General features: G+C 60.9%; 18 protein-coding genes. 8 read left to right on the top strand and 10 right to left on the bottom strand.

Annotated features, from left to right (window positions below):
• Positions 1-2 precede the first annotated feature (2 nt).
• The 4 genes from LZ012_RS15270 to LZ012_RS15255 all read right to left on the bottom strand — a co-directional run bounded on the left by LZ012_RS15270 (position 3) and on the right by LZ012_RS15255 (position 5,277).
• Complete coding sequence (locus LZ012_RS15270; RefSeq protein WP_275711685.1) at positions 3-2,828, bottom strand: valine--tRNA ligase; 2,826 nt, start codon at positions 2,826-2,828, stop codon at positions 3-5.
• A 65-nt stretch (positions 2,829-2,893) separates the two neighbouring features.
• On the bottom strand, positions 2,894-3,352 hold the full coding sequence (locus tag LZ012_RS15265; RefSeq protein WP_275711684.1) for a hypothetical protein: 459 nt from the start codon (positions 3,350-3,352) through the stop codon (positions 2,894-2,896).
• A gap of 9 nt (positions 3,353-3,361) precedes the next feature.
• Complete coding sequence (locus tag LZ012_RS15260; protein WP_275711683.1) at positions 3,362-3,784, bottom strand: DNA polymerase III subunit chi; 423 nt, start codon at positions 3,782-3,784, stop codon at positions 3,362-3,364.
• Positions 3,781-5,277: a leucyl aminopeptidase gene (locus tag LZ012_RS15255; RefSeq protein ID WP_275711682.1), complete on the bottom strand. Its 1,497-nt coding sequence runs from the start codon at positions 5,275-5,277 to the stop codon at positions 3,781-3,783. The genes LZ012_RS15260 and LZ012_RS15255 overlap by 4 nt, the downstream gene beginning before the upstream one ends.
• Before the next feature lie 71 nt (positions 5,278-5,348).
• Here LZ012_RS15255 and lptF point away from each other — a divergent pair, with 71 nt between their 5' ends.
• Positions 5,349-6,431, top strand: coding sequence for an LPS export ABC transporter permease LptF (lptF, locus tag LZ012_RS15250; RefSeq protein ID WP_275711681.1), 1,083 nt, complete (start codon positions 5,349-5,351; stop codon positions 6,429-6,431).
• Entirely contained in the window at positions 6,431-7,516 is a 1,086-nt protein-coding gene (gene lptG, locus LZ012_RS15245; protein WP_275711785.1) for an LPS export ABC transporter permease LptG, read from the top strand. The genes lptF and lptG overlap by 1 nt, the downstream gene beginning before the upstream one ends.
• Here the strand turns inward: lptG and LZ012_RS15240 are convergent, their stop codons facing one another.
• The 4 genes from LZ012_RS15240 to LZ012_RS15225 are packed head-to-tail and all read right to left on the bottom strand — an operon-like array spanning position 7,517 to position 9,376.
• Positions 7,517-7,930, bottom strand: coding sequence for an RDD family protein (locus tag LZ012_RS15240; protein WP_275711680.1), 414 nt, complete (start codon positions 7,928-7,930; stop codon positions 7,517-7,519).
• Entirely contained in the window at positions 7,927-8,448 is a 522-nt protein-coding gene (locus LZ012_RS15235) for a DUF3106 domain-containing protein (protein ID WP_275711679.1), read from the bottom strand. The genes LZ012_RS15240 and LZ012_RS15235 overlap by 4 nt, the downstream gene beginning before the upstream one ends.
• Complete coding sequence (locus tag LZ012_RS15230; RefSeq protein WP_275711678.1) at positions 8,418-8,801, bottom strand: DUF3619 family protein; 384 nt, start codon at positions 8,799-8,801, stop codon at positions 8,418-8,420. The genes LZ012_RS15235 and LZ012_RS15230 overlap by 31 nt, the downstream gene beginning before the upstream one ends.
• Positions 8,798-9,376 carry an RNA polymerase sigma factor gene (locus LZ012_RS15225; protein ID WP_275711677.1) on the bottom strand — a complete coding sequence of 193 codons (579 nt, stop codon included), beginning with the start codon at positions 9,374-9,376 and terminating at the stop codon, positions 8,798-8,800. The genes LZ012_RS15230 and LZ012_RS15225 overlap by 4 nt, the downstream gene beginning before the upstream one ends.
• 102 nt (positions 9,377-9,478) lie before the next feature.
• Here LZ012_RS15225 and ilvB point away from each other — a divergent pair, with 102 nt between their 5' ends.
• From ilvB to LZ012_RS15200, 5 genes are all read left to right on the top strand, one after another.
• The gene (gene ilvB, locus LZ012_RS15220; RefSeq protein ID WP_275711676.1) at positions 9,479-11,179 is read left to right on the top strand and encodes a biosynthetic-type acetolactate synthase large subunit; all 1,701 of its coding nucleotides are present in this window, start codon (positions 9,479-9,481) and stop codon (positions 11,177-11,179) included.
• Between the two features lie 20 nt (positions 11,180-11,199).
• Positions 11,200-11,691 carry an acetolactate synthase small subunit gene (ilvN, locus tag LZ012_RS15215; protein ID WP_066880766.1) on the top strand — a complete coding sequence of 164 codons (492 nt, stop codon included), beginning with the start codon at positions 11,200-11,202 and terminating at the stop codon, positions 11,689-11,691.
• Positions 11,692-11,715: 24 nt separating this feature from the next.
• Entirely contained in the window at positions 11,716-12,732 is a 1,017-nt protein-coding gene (ilvC, locus tag LZ012_RS15210; protein ID WP_275711675.1) for a ketol-acid reductoisomerase, read from the top strand.
• Between the two features lie 186 nt (positions 12,733-12,918).
• Positions 12,919-13,671 carry a CDP-diacylglycerol--serine O-phosphatidyltransferase gene (gene pssA / locus LZ012_RS15205; RefSeq protein WP_275711674.1) on the top strand — a complete coding sequence of 251 codons (753 nt, stop codon included), beginning with the start codon at positions 12,919-12,921 and terminating at the stop codon, positions 13,669-13,671.
• A 14-nt stretch (positions 13,672-13,685) separates the two neighbouring features.
• A complete protein-coding gene (locus LZ012_RS15200) occupies positions 13,686-15,227 on the top strand; it encodes a 2-isopropylmalate synthase (RefSeq protein ID WP_275711673.1) in 1,542 nt (513 codons plus the stop codon).
• Between the two features lie 30 nt (positions 15,228-15,257).
• Here LZ012_RS15200 and LZ012_RS15195 read toward each other — a convergent pair whose 3' ends face one another.
• Positions 15,258-15,629 carry a DUF2069 domain-containing protein gene (locus tag LZ012_RS15195; RefSeq protein WP_275711672.1) on the bottom strand — a complete coding sequence of 124 codons (372 nt, stop codon included), beginning with the start codon at positions 15,627-15,629 and terminating at the stop codon, positions 15,258-15,260.
• A gap of 103 nt (positions 15,630-15,732) precedes the next feature.
• Here LZ012_RS15195 and LZ012_RS15190 point away from each other — a divergent pair, with 103 nt between their 5' ends.
• Positions 15,733-16,566, top strand: a complete 834-nt coding sequence (locus tag LZ012_RS15190) for a YhjD/YihY/BrkB family envelope integrity protein (protein WP_338033168.1) — start codon at positions 15,733-15,735, stop codon at positions 16,564-16,566.
• Here LZ012_RS15190 and LZ012_RS15185 read toward each other — a convergent pair.
• The gene (locus tag LZ012_RS15185) at positions 16,538-18,052 is read right to left on the bottom strand and encodes a hypothetical protein (protein ID WP_275711671.1); all 1,515 of its coding nucleotides are present in this window, start codon (positions 18,050-18,052) and stop codon (positions 16,538-16,540) included. The genes LZ012_RS15190 and LZ012_RS15185 overlap by 29 nt on opposite strands.
• Positions 18,053-18,100 lie beyond the last annotated feature (48 nt).

Here is an 18,100-nt window from a genome sequence, read left to right as displayed (position 1 = left end):
ACTCAGCCCAGTTTGGCCAGTTGCGGTTTGAGTTGTTCCAGCGTCGCCGTGAATTCGGCAACCCGCTGTTTTTCCTGTTCGACAACGGCGGCCGGGGCGCGAGCAACGAAGCCTTCGTTCGAGAGTTTGCCCTGGGCGATGGAAATCAGCTTCTCCAGCTTTTCGATTTCCTTCTTCAGGCGCTCGCGTTCGGCGGCAACGTCGATCTCGACCTTCAGCATCAGGCGCGTCTCGCCGACCACGGCGACCGGTGCCACGGCGTCGGCCGGCATGTCGTCCACGATTTGTACCTCGGACAGCTTACCCAGAGCTTGCAGGATGGGGGCGAACTCGCGGATTTCATCGCCGCCGCCGGCTACGATCAGCGGTGTACGCTGGGCCGGGGAAATGCCCATCTCGCCACGCAGGTTGCGGCAAGCGTAGGCCAGGGCCTTGAGGCGCTCAACCTTGGCTTCGCTGGCGGTGTCGATCTTGTATTCCTCGGCGCGCGGATAGGCGGCGAGCATGATCGAGTCGTGCGTCTTGCGGCCGGCAATCGGCGCCACGGTTTGCCACAGTTCTTCGGTGATGAAGGGGATCAACGGGTGGGCCAGGCGCAGTACGGCCTCCAGTGTGCGCACCAGGGTGCGACGGGCGCCGCGCTGCTGGGCATCATTGCCGGTCTGGACTTCGACCTTGGCGATTTCCAGATACCAGTCGCAGAACTCGTCCCAAATGAACTTGTAGACGGCCTGGGCGATCAGGTCGAAACGGTAGTCGGTGAAATGCTGTTCGACTTCCTGCTCGACGCGCTGCAGCTGGCTGACGATCCAGCGGTCGGCGAAGCTGAATTCGAGCGGCGCAGAGCCGCCGCAGGCCGGGCCGCCCTGCTGGTGTTCGAGGGCCAGGTCATGGCCTTCGACATTCATCAGCACGAAGCGGGTGGCGTTCCACAGCTTGTTGCAGAAATTGCGGTAGCCGTCGCAGCGGTTCAGGTCGAACTTGATGTCGCGGCCCGGGCTGGCCAGCGAGGCGAAGGTGAAGCGCAGGGCGTCGGTGCCGAAGGACTGGATGCCCTCCGGGAATTCCTTCTTGGTCTTCTTGGCGATGCTTTCGGCCTGCTTCGGGTTCATCAGTCCAGTCGTGCGCTTTTCGATCAGCTTTTCCAGGTCGATACCGTCGATCAGGTCGATCGGATCGAGCACGTTGCCCTTGGACTTGGACATCTTCTGGCCTTCGCCGTCGCGGATTAGGCCATGCACATAGACGTGCTTGAACGGAATCTTGCCGGTGACGTGCTTGGTCATCATGACCATGCGGGCGACCCAGAAGAAGATGATGTCGAAGCCGGTGACCAGCACGGAGGAGGGCAGGTATTGCTGCAGCACCTGATTGGTCGCGTCGGTCGCTTCGTCGCCGCTCCAGTCCAGGGTCGAGAACGGCCACAGGGCGGACGAGTACCAGGTGTCGAGGACGTCCTCGTCACGGGTCAGCTGACCGGCATAACCGGCATGGTCGGCCTGCTTGCGGGCTTCTTCCTCATTCTGGGCGACGAAGACCTCGCCATTGACGCCATACCAGGCCGGAATCTGGTGGCCCCACCACAGTTGGCGGGAGATGCACCAGTCCTGGATGTTGTTCAGCCACTGGTTATAGGTATTGACCCAGTTTTCCGGGTAGAACTTGATTTCGCCGGAATGGACGACTTCGAGGGCCTTCTCGGTGATCGACTTGCCGTCGGCGCCCGGCTTGGACATGGCGACGAACCACTGGTCGGTGAGCATCGGTTCGATGACGACGCCGGTACGGTCGCCGCGCGGCACTTTGAGTTTGTGCTTGTCGGTCTTTTCCAGGATGCCGAGGGCTTCGAGGTCGGCAACGACGGCCTTGCGGGCGTCGAAGCGATCCAGGCCGCGGTATTTTTCCGGGGCGGCATCGTTGATCTTCGCATCCAGGGTCAGGATGGAAATCATCGGCAGGCCGTGGCGCTGGCCTACGGCGTAGTCGTTGAAGTCGTGGGCTGGCGTGACCTTGACGCAGCCGGTGCCGAATTCGAGATCGACGTAGGAATCCGCAATGATCGGGATTTCGCGCTCGGTCAGCGGCAGTTTGACCATCTTGCCGATCATCGCCTTGTAGCGCTCGTCTTCCGGGTGCACCATCACGGCGGTGTCGCCGAGCATGGTTTCCGGACGGGTGGTGGCGACCACCAGGCTGCCCGAGCCATCGGCCAGCGGGTAGCGGATATGCCACATGAAGCCGTCTTCTTCCTCCTGCACGACTTCGAGGTCGGAGACGGCGGTGTGCAGCTTCGGGTCCCAGTTAACCAGGCGCTTGCCGCGGTAGATCAGGCCTTCCTTGTAGAGGCGGACAAAGGTTTCGGTGACCACCTTGTTGAGGCCGGCGTCCATCGTGAAGCGTTCGCGCTTCCAGTCAGGGCTGGTGCCCATGCGGCGCATCTGTTTGGTGATGGTGTTGCCGGAGTATTCCTTCCACTCCCAGACCTTTTCCAGGAACTTGTCGCGGCCGAGGTCGTGGCGCGAAATGCCCTGGGCGTCCAGCTGGCGCTCGACAACGATCTGCGTGGCGATGCCGGCGTGGTCGGTGCCCGGTTGCCACAGCGTATTGTGACCGCGCATCCGATAGTAGCGGGTGAGGGCGTCCATGATCGTCTGGTTGAAGCCGTGACCCATGTGCAGCGTGCCGGTGACGTTCGGCGGCGGCAGCAGGATGCAGAAATTGTCGGTCTTGCTGCGGTCGACGCCGGCCGCGAAGTAATTTTGACCTTCCCACTCGGGGTACCAGCGACGTTCGATATCAGCCGGCTCAAATGCTTTGGCGAGTTCCATGGACTTGTCGGAAAAGGGGGAAAACCGGAAATTATACCGGAGCGCAGCCCCGGCTTCGCCCGAATTCAGTCGCGCGGCGATGACGCGGCGATCATTTCCTGTTCGGCCAGGAACTCGCGCAAGGTTGATTCGATGATGCGGGGCAGTTCGGCGGCAAGGCGCTGTTCGACGCGACGGGCCAGTTCGCTGGCCAGTTGCTCGCGCAGGGCGGCATCGGAGGCAATGGTTGCCCCGGGCAGGGGGGCGACCGGAACGGCCTTGTCGTCGCTGGCCGCTACCGCTATTTCCGGCGCCATGTCGGCTTCCGGATGCGGGGTTTCGATCGGGTCCTCGGGCTGCTCCTCGTGCGGCTCCAGGGGAGGAGCCACGGCATCCTGCGCGGCCGGTGCTACCTCGAGCAGCACCGGAATGTCGTCATCGTCGCCGATGGCGTCGGTCAATATCGGAACGTCGTCAAAGCCCGCTTCGTTCGGGCGTTTGCGGTGCATCAGGGCATCGGCGCGGGCGAGGATAGGGCTGGGCACGACGATTCCTTAACGGTCGCTGAGGTCGAAGTAACGGACCTCGTAGCCGCGATCCTTGTAGAACTTGACGCGGTCGCGAGCGGCGTTGCGGTCGTCTTCGTCCTGGCCGACCACTTCGATCAGGCTTTCGAAGCGCGAAAAACCGGGTGGGATTTCACGGCTCAGGTTCATCAGACGCTCATCCTGCGCGATGGTCTCGAGCTTGTCGGTAATCAGGATCGGGGTTTCGGCGGCCAGCGGCGAGTCGGCGCGGCAGTGCGGCACGAAGCTGAGTGCCGAATGGGTCCACAGCATGCGGTCGAGGCTGCTTGCGACCTCAGGGTCGAGGGCATAGACCAGCATCTGTTTTTTCTTTGCGTAGGCACCGCTGAGCAAGGCACAGGCGGCAGCGATCCGGTCGCTGGCGCCGTGGTAGAAGAAAACCTGGGTCAATTGAGCTTGCCTGCGCGTTGCAACAGATAGTGTGTGAGCAGGGGCACGGGGCGTCCGGTGGCGCCCTTGTCGGCGCCGGATTTCCATGCGGTGCCAGCAATGTCGAGGTGGGCCCAGTCGAATTTCTTGGTGAAGCGCGACAGGAAGCAGGCGGCCGAAATGGCGCCGCCGTAACGCCCGCCGATGTTGGCCATGTCGGCGAAGGGACTCTTCAGCAGATCCTGGTAGTCGTCCCACAGCGGCATGTGCCAGGCGCGGTCGTTGGCTTCGTTACCGGCGTCCTGCAGATCACGGGCCAAGGCATCCTTGTTGGCGAACAGGCCGGTGGCGACCTGGCCGAGGGCCACGACGCAGGCCCCGGTCAGCGTAGCGACGTCGATCACAGTGTCGGGCTCGAAACGCTCGGCGTAGGTCAAGGCGTCGCACAGGATCAGGCGGCCTTCGGCATCGGTGTTGAGGATTTCAATGGTTTGGCCGGACATCGACGTGACGATGTCCCCCGGCCGGGTCGCATTGCCTCCCGGCATGTTTTCGGTGGCCGGAACGACGACTGTCAGGTTGATCGGCAGGGCCATGCGGGCGACGGCCTGCATGGTGCCGAGTACGCTGGCGGCGCCGCACATGTCGTACTTCATTTCATCCATGTCGGCACCCGGTTTCAGCGAAATGCCGCCGGTGTCGAAGGTAACGCCCTTGCCGACCAGGACGATCGGTTTTTCGTTGGTCTTGGCGCCCTTGTAGCTGAGCACGATCAGCTTCGGCGGCTGATGCGATCCGCGGGCGACGGCGAGCAGCGAGTGCATGCCGAGCTTTTCCATATCGGCGCGTTCGAGAATCTCGCAGTCGACCTGGAGGGCTTTAGCCATGCTCTGGGCCTGTTCGGCGAGGTAGGTCGGGTGGCAGACGTTGGGCGGCAGGTTGCCGAGCGTCTTGGTCAGGGCTACACCTTCGGCGATGGCCAGACCCTGCTGCAGGCCTTCTTCGGCCGGCGCCAGTTCGTTGCGGCGTTCGACGCTGATGGTCAGCTTGCGCAGCGGCCGGCGGATTTCTTCCTTCTTGCTCTTGAACTGATCGAACTTGTAAGTCGCATCCAGGGCGGCGACAACCGTCTGACGAACGCGCCAGGTGATGCTGTGTTTCCTTACCTGAAGTTCAGTCAGGAACAGCGTGGCGTCGAAGGCGCCGGTTTCGTTGAGCACCTTGACCGCGGTGCGGACGGCGCCGGCGAATTCCTTTTCGCGGAATTCCTTTTCCTTGCCCAAGCCGATGAGCAGGACGCGGTCGCACAGGGTGGACGGGACGTTGTGCAGCAGCAGGGTGCTGCCCGCCTTGCCTTCCATGTCGCCACGGCGGACGATGTCCGAAATGTAGCCTCCAGAGGCGTTGTCGAGCAGTTCGGCAGGGAGGGTCAGTTTCCTCGATTCGAAAACACCGACGACCACGCAGGCACTACGCTGTTTTTCCGGGCTTCCGCTTTTTATGCTAAATTCCACAAGCTGCTCCTGATCAAGGAAATATCAGTATTCGAGGGATTATCCTCGCATTTTTTCGGTTTCGTCAAAGCATGATATTCGAGCGCGCCGCCCGGCGCGAATTTGCCCAGGCAGCTGTCGGCATCAGCGTTGCACTGCTGGCCATTCTGACCTCTACCCATTTGATCCGTTTGCTCAAGGAGGCAGCGGGCGGACGCATTGCGCCAGAAGCAGTGGCGTCGCTGTTGGGGTTCGCGGCTTTGAATTTCATGCCCATTCTGCTGTCGCTGACGCTTTTCGTGTCCATTTTGCTCAGTTTGTCCCGCGTTTATCGGGATTCCGAAATGGTCGTCTGGTTTTCATCCGGCTTGCCCCTGACCGGCTGGATTCCGCCGGTATTGCGTTTCGCGCTACCGATCATCGTCGCCATCGCCGCCGTGTCGGGGTTTCTCGCGCCGTGGGCCAATTCCAGTTCGGCTGAATATCGCGAACGCCTGTCAGCGCGCAGCGAAATATCCCAGGTTTCACCCGGCGCCTTCCGCGAAGTGAAGAAGGGGCAGCGGGTGTTCTTCGTCGAAGGTGTGGGCGACGATGGCACCAATGTCGGCAACGTTTTTGTTGCGTCCTACCAGGAAGGCAAGTTGGGCGTGATCATGTCGGATTCCGGCTTCCAGGAAACCGCCGGCAATGGCGACCGTTTCGTCGTGCTCGAGCATGGGCGGCGCTACGAGGTCGAGCCCGGTAGTCCGGCCTTCAAGGTCATGGAATTCGAGCGCTATCGGGCGCGGGTCGAGGACGGCGAACCGGCATCGTCGGCACCGTCGCCGAAAGGCATGCCGATCACCCAACTGGTTCTCGAAGACAGCAATGTGGCGCGCGGCGAACTGCTGTGGCGCATCGGCCTGCCTGTGTCGGCGCTGATTCTCTGTCTGCTGGCCATTCCGCTTTCCTATGTGAATCCGCGGGCCGGGCGCTCGGCGAACATGTTGATCGCCATCCTGATCTACGCCATCTACAACAACCTGCTGTCGGTCAGCCAGGCCTGGGTGGTGCAGGGCAAGATGTCGTTCTGGGTCGGGGTGTGGGCCGCTCACGCCGTGATGCTGCTGCCCTTGCTGGCCTTGTTCTACAAACGGATTGTCGTGCGCATGCCATGGCAGCGCTGGGGAAATTGATGTTTCGCCTGAATCTTTATCAGCGCTACCTGATACGCGAGACATTCGCTGCGGTGTTCCTTGTGCTCGCCGCCTTTTTAGCGCTGTTCGCCTTTTTCAACTTCATCGACGAACTGCGCAGTGTCGGCAAGGTCGGGTACACCGTCTTTCATGCGGCACTGTTCGTGGCGCTGGGCATGCCCGGTCTGATCTATGAACTGATCCCGATTGCGACGCTGATCGGAGCACTGTATGCCTTGTCGACGCTGGCGCGCCATTCTGAAATCACCGTTCTGCGTGCTTCCGGCCTAGCCACCGGCGATTTGCTGAAAACACTGTTCCGGGCAGCATTGCTGCTCGCCATCCTGACTTTCGTTGTCGGCGAGGCGCTGGTTCCTTTCAGCGAAAGGTTGGGGCGTGAAATCCGCGCCAAGGCGCTGAGCACGGTGATCGCCCAGAGCGGCTTTGACAGCGGCTTATGGGTCAAGGATGGGCGCAGCTTCATCAACATCCGCAGTGCGACGCCGGATGCACCCTTGCAAGGCGTGCGGATCTACAAGTTCGACAACTCAAATCAGCTTGAATCGGTCACCGATGCCCGGCAGGCTGAATTCGAATTGCCAGATCGCTGGCGTTTGCAGGATGTGGTCAGAACCGTGCTCGACGGCGATTCGGCGCACGTCGAAACCAGTCCTGGCGGCGAGTGGCGGTCGAACGTGACGCCGAATCTGCTGGCGGCGCTGATGGTGTCGCCGGAGCGCATGTCGCTGTTCGGTCTGCTCAACTACACCAAGCATTTGAGCGACAACAAGCAAAAGACTGAACGTTACCAGATCGCCCTATGGAAGAAGGTGTTCTATCCGCTGGCAGCGCTGGTGATGGTGGCACTGGCCTTGCCGTTCGGCTATTCGCACAATCGGGTGGGCGGCGTCAGCCTGAAGATCTTTTCCGGCGTCATGCTGGGCATTCTCTTCTATGCGCTGAACGGGCTTGCTTCCAACCTGGGGGCGATCAATTCGTGGTCGCCGCTGTTCAGCGCCACGGCGCCATCGGCGCTTTTCCTACTCGTTGCAGCGGGAATGCTGTGGTGGGTCGAGCGCCGCTGATCAGCCGGCGGCGGTGACCTTGGTGCCGGCAATCCGGTCGTGCAGGAACTGTTGGTCCTTGTCGACCAGTGCCCAAAGAATCCCGATGCCAAAGAACAGGATGCTCGGCCAGGCGGCGAGATAGCGTAGAACGGCCTGCAGCGGGCGCAGTGGCCGGCCATTCTCGGCTACCAGACGCAGTTTCCAGGTTTTCATCGGCAAGGTCTGCCCGCCATTGAGCCAGCACCAGACGAAATAGGCCATCAGCAGCAGGAAGACGTGCAGCCACAGTGCCTTGGCGCCGACGATCCAGCCAAAGCCGGACAGCACGATCTGGGGCAGCAGAAAGCCGATTAGCAGAATCGAGAAAACGACCAGCCCTTCATACAGCATGCTGGCCAGACGCCGCCGCAAACCCGGGAGTGCGGCAGTCATTGGTTTTGTGCGCTAGCCGGGGTGGCTGATTGCCCAGCGTTTTCCGAGGTGGCTTGCACAGGTGGTGGCGCCAGCAACTTCGAAGACTTGCCGGTTTCGCGGAGGCGTTGCCGCTCCTCGGGAGGGAGGTTGGAATAGGCCTCCCACTTTTGCTTGACCACCTGCTTTTGCTCAGCTGGCAGTTGCGTGAAGTCCTTGTAGGTATCGCGTACCTTGTTGCGCTCGGCCGGCGATAGCGTGGCCCATTCCCGCATGCGGTCCTGCATGCGTTGCTGTTCGTCCGGCTTCATGGCGGGGTAGCGTTCGGCGATGCCCAGCCATTTCTTCTTCCGGATGTTTTCTAGGCTGTCCCAGTCCTTGGCCAGGGGGGCCAGAATGTTCCGTTGCTGATTATTCAGTTGGCTCCAGCCTGGCTGCGGGGGCGTGCCGATGACCACCGTCGTCGGTGGTTCGGCGGCGATGGTGGCATTCAGTGTGGCGGCGAGGATTACTCCTCCGACGAGTCGTCTAATAGCCATTCGAAGAAATCGTTGTCCAGGAAAGCGTCAGGGGGCAAATCGTCTGTAAGCAGGGCGCTATCCACTTCTTCCAGAGCGGTAACATACTGGACGCTGTGCCAGTAGAAGGAAATCCACATGCCGAGCAGCAAGGCCAGCACGGCGAGAATCTGCTTCAAGTACGGGATGTGCGAGCCGATACGGAAATGCGAGCCACCCAGCCCGGCGAGCGCCATCTGCGGCGCGAGCTGTTTCTGCTTGCTCAGGGCGAGATGGCGTGCGGCTTCCAGCCGCCGGGATGTGGCCGGCGGAATGTCCTTCAATCCGTGGTTCAGCGCTTGCCGAACGCGATATGCGTAACGTTCTTCGTTCATAGCTTTATGCCTTTTGCCGACAGGGCGGTTGCCAGCGTGTGGGTGGCACGCGAACAATGGGTCTTGACACTGCCTTCTGAGCAGCCCATCGCCGCTGCGGTCTCGGCGACGTCCATGTCTTCCCAATAACGCATGAGGAAGGCTTCGCGTTGACGCGCCGGCAATTTTTTTATTTCATCTTCGATCAGGTTCAGCGTTTGGGCTTGAAGAAGCTTGCTCTCAGGCGTCTTGGGGCCGGTGTCGTCCTCGTCGGCGGCCAGCGTTTCGAGCGGGTCGTGATCCTCGTCGTCGTCCGGCGAAAAGGCGGAGAGCAGGGTGGTCCACATCGAGCGAACCTTGCTGCGCCGGTAATAGTCGCGAATCGTGTTCTGCAGGATACGCTGGAAAAGCATCGGGAACTCTTCGTCCGGCCGATCCCCGTATTTTTCAGCCAGTTTCAGCATGGCGTCCTGCACGATGTCGAGTGCCGCTTCTTCGTCATGGACGGCGAACATCGCCTGCTTGAAGGCCCGGCGCTCAATCGATTCGAGAAAGCAGGAAAGTTGTTGGGGTGATGCCAGGGTTGTCTCTTCCAAAAGGTCTAGAGCGGTATGTGGATATGCCAGGAAACCTTGACCGAAAAGGGTCGGTCGATTAAGGTTACGCCCTTTTAGGCAACAGCTTTTTTGGGCTCAAGAATGATGATCAGCGGTGCAGAAATTGTAATCAGGTGCCTGCAAGAAGAAAAGGTCGACTATGTGTTCGGTTACCCAGGTGGTTCCGTTCTGCATATTTACGACGCCCTTTTCAAACAGGAGGAGGTCAAGCACATTCTGGTTCGCCATGAGCAGGCCGCTGTTCATGCGGCAGACGCCTATTCGCGTTCTTCGCAGAAGGTCGGCGTCGCCTTGGTGACGTCCGGTCCGGGCGTGACCAACACCGTTACCGGCATTGCCACCGCCTACATGGATTCGATCCCGATGGTCGTGCTGTGCGGCCAGGTGCCGACCCAGTACATCGGTCAAGACGCCTTCCAGGAGTGCGATACCGTCGGTATCACCCGCCCCTGCGTCAAGCACAATTTCCTGGTCAAGGACGTCAAGGATCTGGCGGCGACCATCAAGAAGGCTTTCCACATTGCCTCCACCGGGCGTCCGGGCCCGGTCGTCGTCGACATTCCCAAGGACATCACCGCCCAAGTTTGCGAATTCGACTATCCCAAGTCGGTACAGATGCGCTCGTACAACCCGGTGGTCAAGGGGCATCTGGGGCAGATCAAGAAGGCTGTGCAGATCCTGCAGGAAGCCAAGCGTCCGATCATCTACACCGGCGGCGGCGTGATCCTGTCCGACGCAGCCGAGAAGCTGACCCAGCTGGCCCGCGCCCTGAATTTCCCGGTGACCAACACCCTGATGGGTCTCGGTGGTTATCCGGCGACCGACAAGCAGTTCATCGGCATGCTGGGCATGCACGGCACTTTCGAAGCTAACAACGCGATGCATTTCGCCGATGTGATCCTGGCCATCGGCGCCCGTTTTGATGACCGCGTGATCGGCAATCCGGACCACTTCGGTGAAGAGAAGCGCCGCGTTATCCATATTGATATCGATCCGTCGTCGATTTCCAAGCGCGTCAAGGTCGATGTGCCCATTGTCGGCAACGTCAACGATGTCCTGGACGAAATCCTCAAGCTGATCGACGGCGGCTTTACGGCCGATGCCGAGGTTGCCGATTGGTGGAAGCAGATTGACGAATGGCGCGGTCGCGAATCCCTGCGTTACAAGCAGGCCGACTACATCATGCCGCAGTACGTCATCGAGAAGCTCTACGAAGTAACCGGCGGCGATGCTTTCGTCACTTCCGACGTCGGCCAGCACCAGATGTTCGCCGCGCAATATTACAAGTTCGACAAGCCGCGCCGCTGGATCAACTCTGGCGGTCTGGGCACCATGGGCGTCGGCCTGCCGTACGGTATGGGCGTCCTGCTCGCCAACCCGGGTGCGCAAGTCGCCTGCGTGACCGGCGAAGGCTCGATCCAGATGTGTATCCAGGAACTGTCGACCTGCAAGCAGTACGAACTGCCGGTCAAGATCATCAACCTGAACAACGGCATGCTGGGCATGGTCCGTCAGTGGCAGGAAATGTTCTATTCCAAGCGCTATTCCCAGTCGTATGTCACCTCGCTGCCGGATTTCGTCAAACTGGCCGAGTCCTACGGCCACGTCGGCATGCGCATCGAGAAGCCGGAAGACGTCGAGCCGGCGCTGCGCAAGGCCTTTACGGAATACAAGGATCGCCTGGTATTCATGGACTTCATCATCGATCCGGGCGCCAACGTGTTCCCGATGGTGGCAGCCGGCAAGGGCCTGACTGAAATGATCCTCGCTGAAGATATCTGAGCGGGGGAGGAAAAGAAAAAATGCGTCATATCATTTCCATCCTGATCGAAAACGAATCGGGTGCACTTTCCCGCGTGGCCGGCCTGTTCTCCGCCCGCGGCTACAATATCGAATCGCTGACCGTGGCGCCGACCGAAGATCCGTCGCTGTCGCGGATGACCATCCTGACCTGGGGTTCCGACGAGGTGCTCGAGCAGATCACCAAGCAGCTCAACAAGCTGGTTGATGTCGTCAAGGTGGTCGATCTCTCCGAAGCTGCGCACGTCGAGCGCGAACTGATGCTGATCAAGGTTCGCGCCACCGGCAAGGACCGCGAAGAGATGAAGCGGATGGCCGATATTTTCCGTGGCCGCATCATCGATGTCACGGAATCGACCTATGTGATCGAACTGACCGGCGCAAGCTCCAAGCTCGACTCCTTCATCGCCGCGCTCGACGCCGGCCTAATTCTCGAAACCGTCCGTACCGGTGTCTGTGGCATCGGTCGCGGCGATCGTATTCTCAAAGTCTAACTATCTGTCACCAAAGAGGATTTCATGAAAGTTTATTACGACAAGGACGCCGACCTCTCGCTGATCAAGGGCAAAAAGGTCACCATCGTTGGTTACGGCTCGCAGGGCCATGCCCACGCCCAGAACCTGAAGGATTCCGGCGTCAAGGTCACCGTTGGCCTGCGCAAGGATGGCGCTTCCTGGAAGAAGGCCGAAGCGGCCGGTCTGAAGGTCGAAGAGATCGCCAAGGCCGTCAAGGGCGCCGACGTCGTCATGATCCTGTTGCCGGACGAGAATATCCCGCAGGTGTACAACGAAGAAGTCGCCCCGAACCTGAAGAAGGGCGCTGCCCTGGCTTTCGCCCACGGCTTCAATGTGCATTACAACCAGGTCGTGCCGCGCGCTGACGTGGACGTCATCATGGTTGCCCCGAAGGGCCCGGGCCACACCGTGCGCTCCGAGTACCTGAAGGGTGGCGGCGTGCCGTCCCTGATCGCCATCTACCAGGACAAGTCCGGCAAGGCCAAGGACATCGCCCTGTCCTACGCTGCTGCCAACGGCGGCACCAAGGGTGGCGTCATCGAGACCAACTTCCGCGAAGAAACCGAAACCGACCTCTTCGGTGAACAGGCCGTGCTGTGCGGCGGTGCCGTCGAGCTGGTCAAGATGGGCTTCGAAACCCTGACCGAAGCCGGCTACGCTCCGGAAATGGCCTACTTCGAGTGTCTGCATGAACTGAAGCTGATCGTCGACCTGATGTACGAAGGCGGCATCGCCAACATGAACTACTCGATCTCGAACAACGCCGAATACGGCGAGTACGTGACCGGTCCGGAAGTCATCAACGAAGAGTCGCGCGTCGCCATGCGCAACGCCCTGAAGCGCATCCAGACCGGCGAATACGCCAAGATGTTCATCCAGGAAGGCAAGACCAACTATCCTTCGATGACTGCCCGCCGTCGTCTGAACGCAGTGCACCCGATCGAAACGGTCGGTGGCCAGCTGCGCGACATGATGCCGTGGATCAAGAAGAACAAGCTGGTCGACCAGTCCAAGAACTAATTGGCCAGTCGTCGGCTCGGCGAGGCTTGATTGCCCGCGCCGGCCGTACTTCCGTACAGCCGGCGCGCTAGCGTTCAGCCTTGTCCTCGCTTCGGGCGGTGTGGGAAACTGCACCGCCCGAGTTGTTTGCGGATTTCTATGCTTTCCGGGTGTATCCTCTTCGGGTTGCCCGTTCAGACAAGCCCCATGACCGAACTCAAACCCCGTAAGTCGCTATTCAATCCCGAAGTCAAACGGCGTGGCATTTACGTGCTGCCCAACCTGTTCACTACGGCAGCCCTGTTTGCCGGCTTCTTCGCCATCGTGCAGGCGATGCAGGGTGATTTCGCCCGAGCGGCCATGGCCATCTTTATCGCCATGGTTCTGGACGGCCTGGATGGCCGGGTGGCGCGACTGACCAATACCCAGTCGGCTTTCGGTGCCGAATACGACTCGCTGTCCGATATGGTCAGCTTCGGCGCGGCGCCGGCCCTGGTGATGTACGAGTGGGCTTTGCGCGATCTCGGGCGGCTGGGCTGGATCGCCGCTTTCATCTACTGCGCCGGCGCGGCATTGCGTCTGGCCCGCTTCAATACCACGCTGGAAGTGATGGACAAGCGTTACTTCCAGGGCCTGCCGTCGCCGGCTGCCGCGGCCTTGGTGGCCGGTCTGGTCTGGGTGTGCATTGAGAGCGGCGTGGCCGGCAGCGATGTGCGCTGGCTGGCGTGCGTGATGACCATCTTCGCCGGCGTGACCATGGTGTCCAATATCCGTTTCTACAGCTTCAAGGACATCAACCTGAAGAAGAGTGTGCCCTTCTTCGTGATCGCGGCGATCGCCCTCGGTTTTGCGCTGGTCGCCTACAGCCCGGAAATCGCCCTGTTCGGTTTCTTCGTCCTGTATGGCCTGTCCGGTTATGTCCAGGCCGCCATCGGCCTGCTCAAACGCAAGCCCCAGTAATTCCCGGAGTTCCCATGAAACAGCATCTGGTAATTTTCGATACGACCCTGCGCGACGGCGAACAGAGTCCGGGCGCGTCGATGACCAAGGAAGAGAAGATCCGCGTCGCCCGCCAGCTCGAGAAAATGCGGGTCGATGTGATCGAGGCGGGTTTCGCTGCCGCTTCGCCCGGCGACTTCGACTCCATCCACGCCATCGCCCAGGCGATCAAGGATTCGACCGTCTGCTCGCTGGCGCGAGCCAACGAGAACGACATCAACCGCGCCGGCGAAGCGATCAAGCCGGCCAAATCCGCTCGTATCCACACTTTCATCGCGACTTCGCCGATCCACATGGAGAAGAAGCTGCGCATGACGCCGGACCAGGTGGTCGAACAGGCGGTCAAATCGATCGGTTGGGCGCGCCAGTACACGGACGACATCGAATTCTCGGCCGAGGATGCCGGGCGTTCCGAAATCGATTTCCTGTGCCGCATTTTCGAGGCGGTGATCAAGGCCGGCGCCACGACCATCAATGTGCCGGATACGGTTGGTTACGCCATCCCGTTCCAGTATGCGGAAACCATGCGCCAGTTGATCGAGCGTGTGCCCAATTCCGACAAGGTCGTCTGGTCGGTGCATTGCCACAATGACCTCGGGCTGGCCGTCTCCAACTCGCTGGCCGCCGTGCTCTTCGGAGCGCGCCAGGTGGAATGTACGATCAACGGTCTGGGCGAGCGGGCTGGCAATGCCGCGCTCGAAGAGATCGTCATGGCCGTGCGGACGCGGCCGGATATCTTCCCGGTCGAGACGCGTGTCGATACGACGCAGATCGTGCCGGCCTCCAAGCTGATTTCGCAGATCACCGGTTATCCGGTGCAGCCGAACAAGGCGGTGGTTGGCGCCAATGCCTTCGCGCACGAATCCGGCATCCACCAGGATGGCGTGCTCAAGCATCGCGAAACCTACGAGATCATGCGCGCCCAGGATGTGGGCTGGACGCAGAACAAGCTGGTGCTGGGCAAGCATTCCGGGCGCAACGCCTTCAAAACTCGCTTGCAGGAACTGGGCATCGAGCTGGAAAGCGACGAGGTGCTGAATGCCGCCTTCGCCCGCTTCAAGGAACTCGCCGACCGCAAGCACGAAATTTTCGACGAAGACCTGCACGCCCTGGTTTCCGAAGAGGTGGTGACGCCGGATCAGGAGCACTACAAGCTGGTCTACTCGCACGTCTGTTCGGAAACAGGCGAGATGCCATTCGCCAAGGTGATCCTGAATGTCGGCGGTGCCGAGAAGAAGGGCGAAGCCAGCGGCGGCGGTCCGGTCGATGCGACCTTCAAGGCGATCGAGAGCATCGTCGGCAGCGGTGCCGAGCTGCTGCTCTACTCGGTCAATGCCATTACCACTGGAACCGATGCGCAGGGCGAGGTGACGACGCGGCTGTCCAAGGACGACCGTATCGTCAATGGCAACGGTGCGGACACCGACATCGTGATCGCTTCGGCCCGTTCCTACCTGAATGCGCTGAACAAACTGCATTCCAGCCTGGACAAGGTCAAGGCCCAGGGCGACGTCTAGGTCTCGACGGAGCCCCGACCGAAAGCCGCTTCAGTTCGACTGGGCGGCTTTTTCTTTGTCCGGTGCGGCGCGCGTGGCCCGGATGTAGAGAACGACCGACGCGAACAGCACCACCGACAGCAGCGTTTCGCCGGTCGCCAGCCCTTGCGACAGGCCGCTGTCGCTGGTGGCGCGCGTCAGCCCTTCCATCAGGTAGAGCTGGATGAACAGCGACAGCCACTTATAGGTGTAACGCTTGCCGCGCAGGATGCCGAATAGCGGGAAGAGCAGGAATGCGCCCTTGAGGATCATCCAGGAGCCACCCGGCTTGAGCGGGGCGAGCCAGCCTTCCCAGGCGAGGCAAAGGGCGATCAGCAGGATCAGGCTGGTGCTGGCAGTGATTTGGTAGCGTTGGGCATTCACGGGGGATTCGGTTTCTCTGTCGGTTGGGCAAGGCGTTTGCCCAGGGCCACACGGGCTGTGCGGTGGCAGGGATATCTTGCGCGGTCGGCTATTATACGGCCCCATGCACAAGCGACCCCGATCCCGACCGGCCGTGTCCCGGTCTGCTGGCCTGTTTGGCGTCTTTCGCCGATTCCGCAGCGAACACATGATGCAGACCAGCTCGGCGCTGGCTTTCACGACGTTGATGGCCCTGGTGCCGCTGGTTGCCGTCGTGCTGGCGGTTGCCGGGGCAATCCCGTTTTTCGACCTGCTGGTCAATCGGCTCGATCTGCTGATCCGCGAGGCTTTGTTGCCGAGTGGTGCGGCGGGGGCGATTGCCGGAAATATCGGCAAGTTTTCCCACAAGGCTCAAGAGCTGACGCTGGCCGGTATCGGCTTGCTCGCCGTAACGGCATTTATGCTGATGAATACCATCGAGCGGGCGTTCAATCATCTGTGGCAGGTCAAGCCACGTCCTCTCCTGGCGCGTGTCCGTCTCTACGCCTTCGCGATGATGGTCTGGCCGTTCGTGCTGGGGGCAGTGGCCGGCGTGATGTCGTTTGCCGTCACGACATCGCTCGGGCTGTTCGATGAGCCGCTGTGGTTTCGCCGCATCGCGCTGAAAATCGTCGCCATGCTGCTGCTTGGGCTGTTTTTTTCGTTTCTGTACTACGCTGTGCCCAATGCCGAGGTCACCAAGCGGGCGGCGGCGACCGGCGGCATCTTCGCGGCCCTGGCCTTTTCGCTGATGCAAAAAGGCTTTGAGCTGTTCCTGGTCGGTTCGGCGACCCTGAAAAGCATCTATGGCGCCTTTGCCGCCTTTCCGGTGTTTCTCGTCTGGCTGCACCTGTCCTGGGCGGTGGTGCTCTTTGGCGGCTTGATCGTGGCTACTTTGAGCCGTCCGGCGAAACGCTGAAAATCTCGATCGAGCCAGTCTGCTCGTACAGGCGTGTGGCCTGCAGTTCGCGCACGCTGAGGTTTTCGTCGTCCACCAGCACGACAATCCGTTTGGTGTTTTCGCGGATCAGGCCGGGTGGCACGATCAGCGACTGGCTGGTGCGCAGCGGCGGTGTGGCCGGCAGGATCAGGGCGTGCACCTTGCCGGCGTCGAGTTCGAGAGGGCTGGCTAGTTCGACCGAAGTGGCTTTCGGCGCCAGCAGTTGCAGGCCCAATTCGATATGCTCGGGATTTTCAGAAATGGCCCAGCGGATGATGCAGATGTGCCAGATCTGGCTGGCATCGGCGCGTTCGTCGGTCGTCTGCAGGGCGACGATGTCGCCGACCCGGATATCGTCGGTATGCCCCGACATGTGCATCAGGGCATAACCCTCGGGGCTCTCGTTGGTGACCATCCATTCGCTCTGATCGACCTTGCTGCCCGGTGTTTTCATCAGCTGCCAGAGATTGTCCAGGCCGGAACTCAGGTTGGCGCGGTAGGACTGGCGTCGCCGCGGGAAGCGCCGTTTGGCCGGGTGTCCCCAGAGTTGGTTGAGGCGCAGTAGGACGCCGGGGCCGGTGTGCGTTCCAGCAAATTTGGGCAGTCCGATGAAATCGGCCGGTATCCCCTTGAGCAATTCCATGCGATGTTGCAATGCCTGCTCAGCCAGGGCGTCGCAGGAGAAGTACAGAACCTCGGCGTCGGGGCTTGGAATGCGCCGGATCAGGGCGTGGGCGGGGAAGTCCTTGTCGGGATCGATCCAGAAGATTCCCCGAGTTTCGCGTGGTGGCGTATCGAGCAGCGCGACATCCGGCGTGCATTTGTCGATGTAGTCACTGATGAACTCGAGTTCCTCGGCCGAAAACGACACCGGCTGCGCGATGGCGGCAAGCAGGATGGAGGTGTAGATACGCCGGATGGTCGGCCCGTTATTAGGTCCCGGGAGCTCTTCAAGGCCCAGTCGTCGGGCGGTGCGATAAGCGGCGTGCAATTGTTGCCACAGTCCGATCGGTGTTGGCGAGGCGATCATGTGGGCGATTCGTACCTGCCAGGCAATGGCATGCATGGCGCGACGCAGCGAAGTGTGCGGCAGGCGGGAAGAGCTTTCGCCCCGGGGATCGAACAGTTCGGCCAGGGTGTTGAAGTAATCCTGGGTCAGCGTTTCCAGGATATCCAGCAGGGTGCGGACCCGGTGGCGCAGCTTGCGCGAGATGGGCAGGCTGATTTCATTGAGGCGCGGCAGTTCGGCCTTGGTGATGCGCTGCGCCTGGCCGTAAAGCAGGTCGAGGAGCTTGAGCCGCTGCGGGCAGGGAACCGGCGTGTCGCGCAGCAGGAGCAGTTGCCGATACAGCTGGTCCGCATCTTCGGCGCCGGTGCGGCCATGGGCGAGGGCCAGCCAGGCAAGAATGCCCTTGATGCTGGATTCCGGGTTGGCGGCTGAAGTGTTTTCCGAAGCTTGCTTCATAAGTTTCTCAGAATAACAAAAATTTACATTTTTGCCATTGCCGCCTGT

The sequence above is a fragment of the Dechloromonas hankyongensis genome (assembly GCF_022012295.1).
Classification (GTDB): domain Bacteria; phylum Pseudomonadota; class Gammaproteobacteria; order Burkholderiales; family Rhodocyclaceae; genus Azonexus; species Azonexus hankyongensis.
Note: the sequence above shows the minus strand (reverse complement) of the source record. Positions and strands in the feature narration are given on the sequence as shown.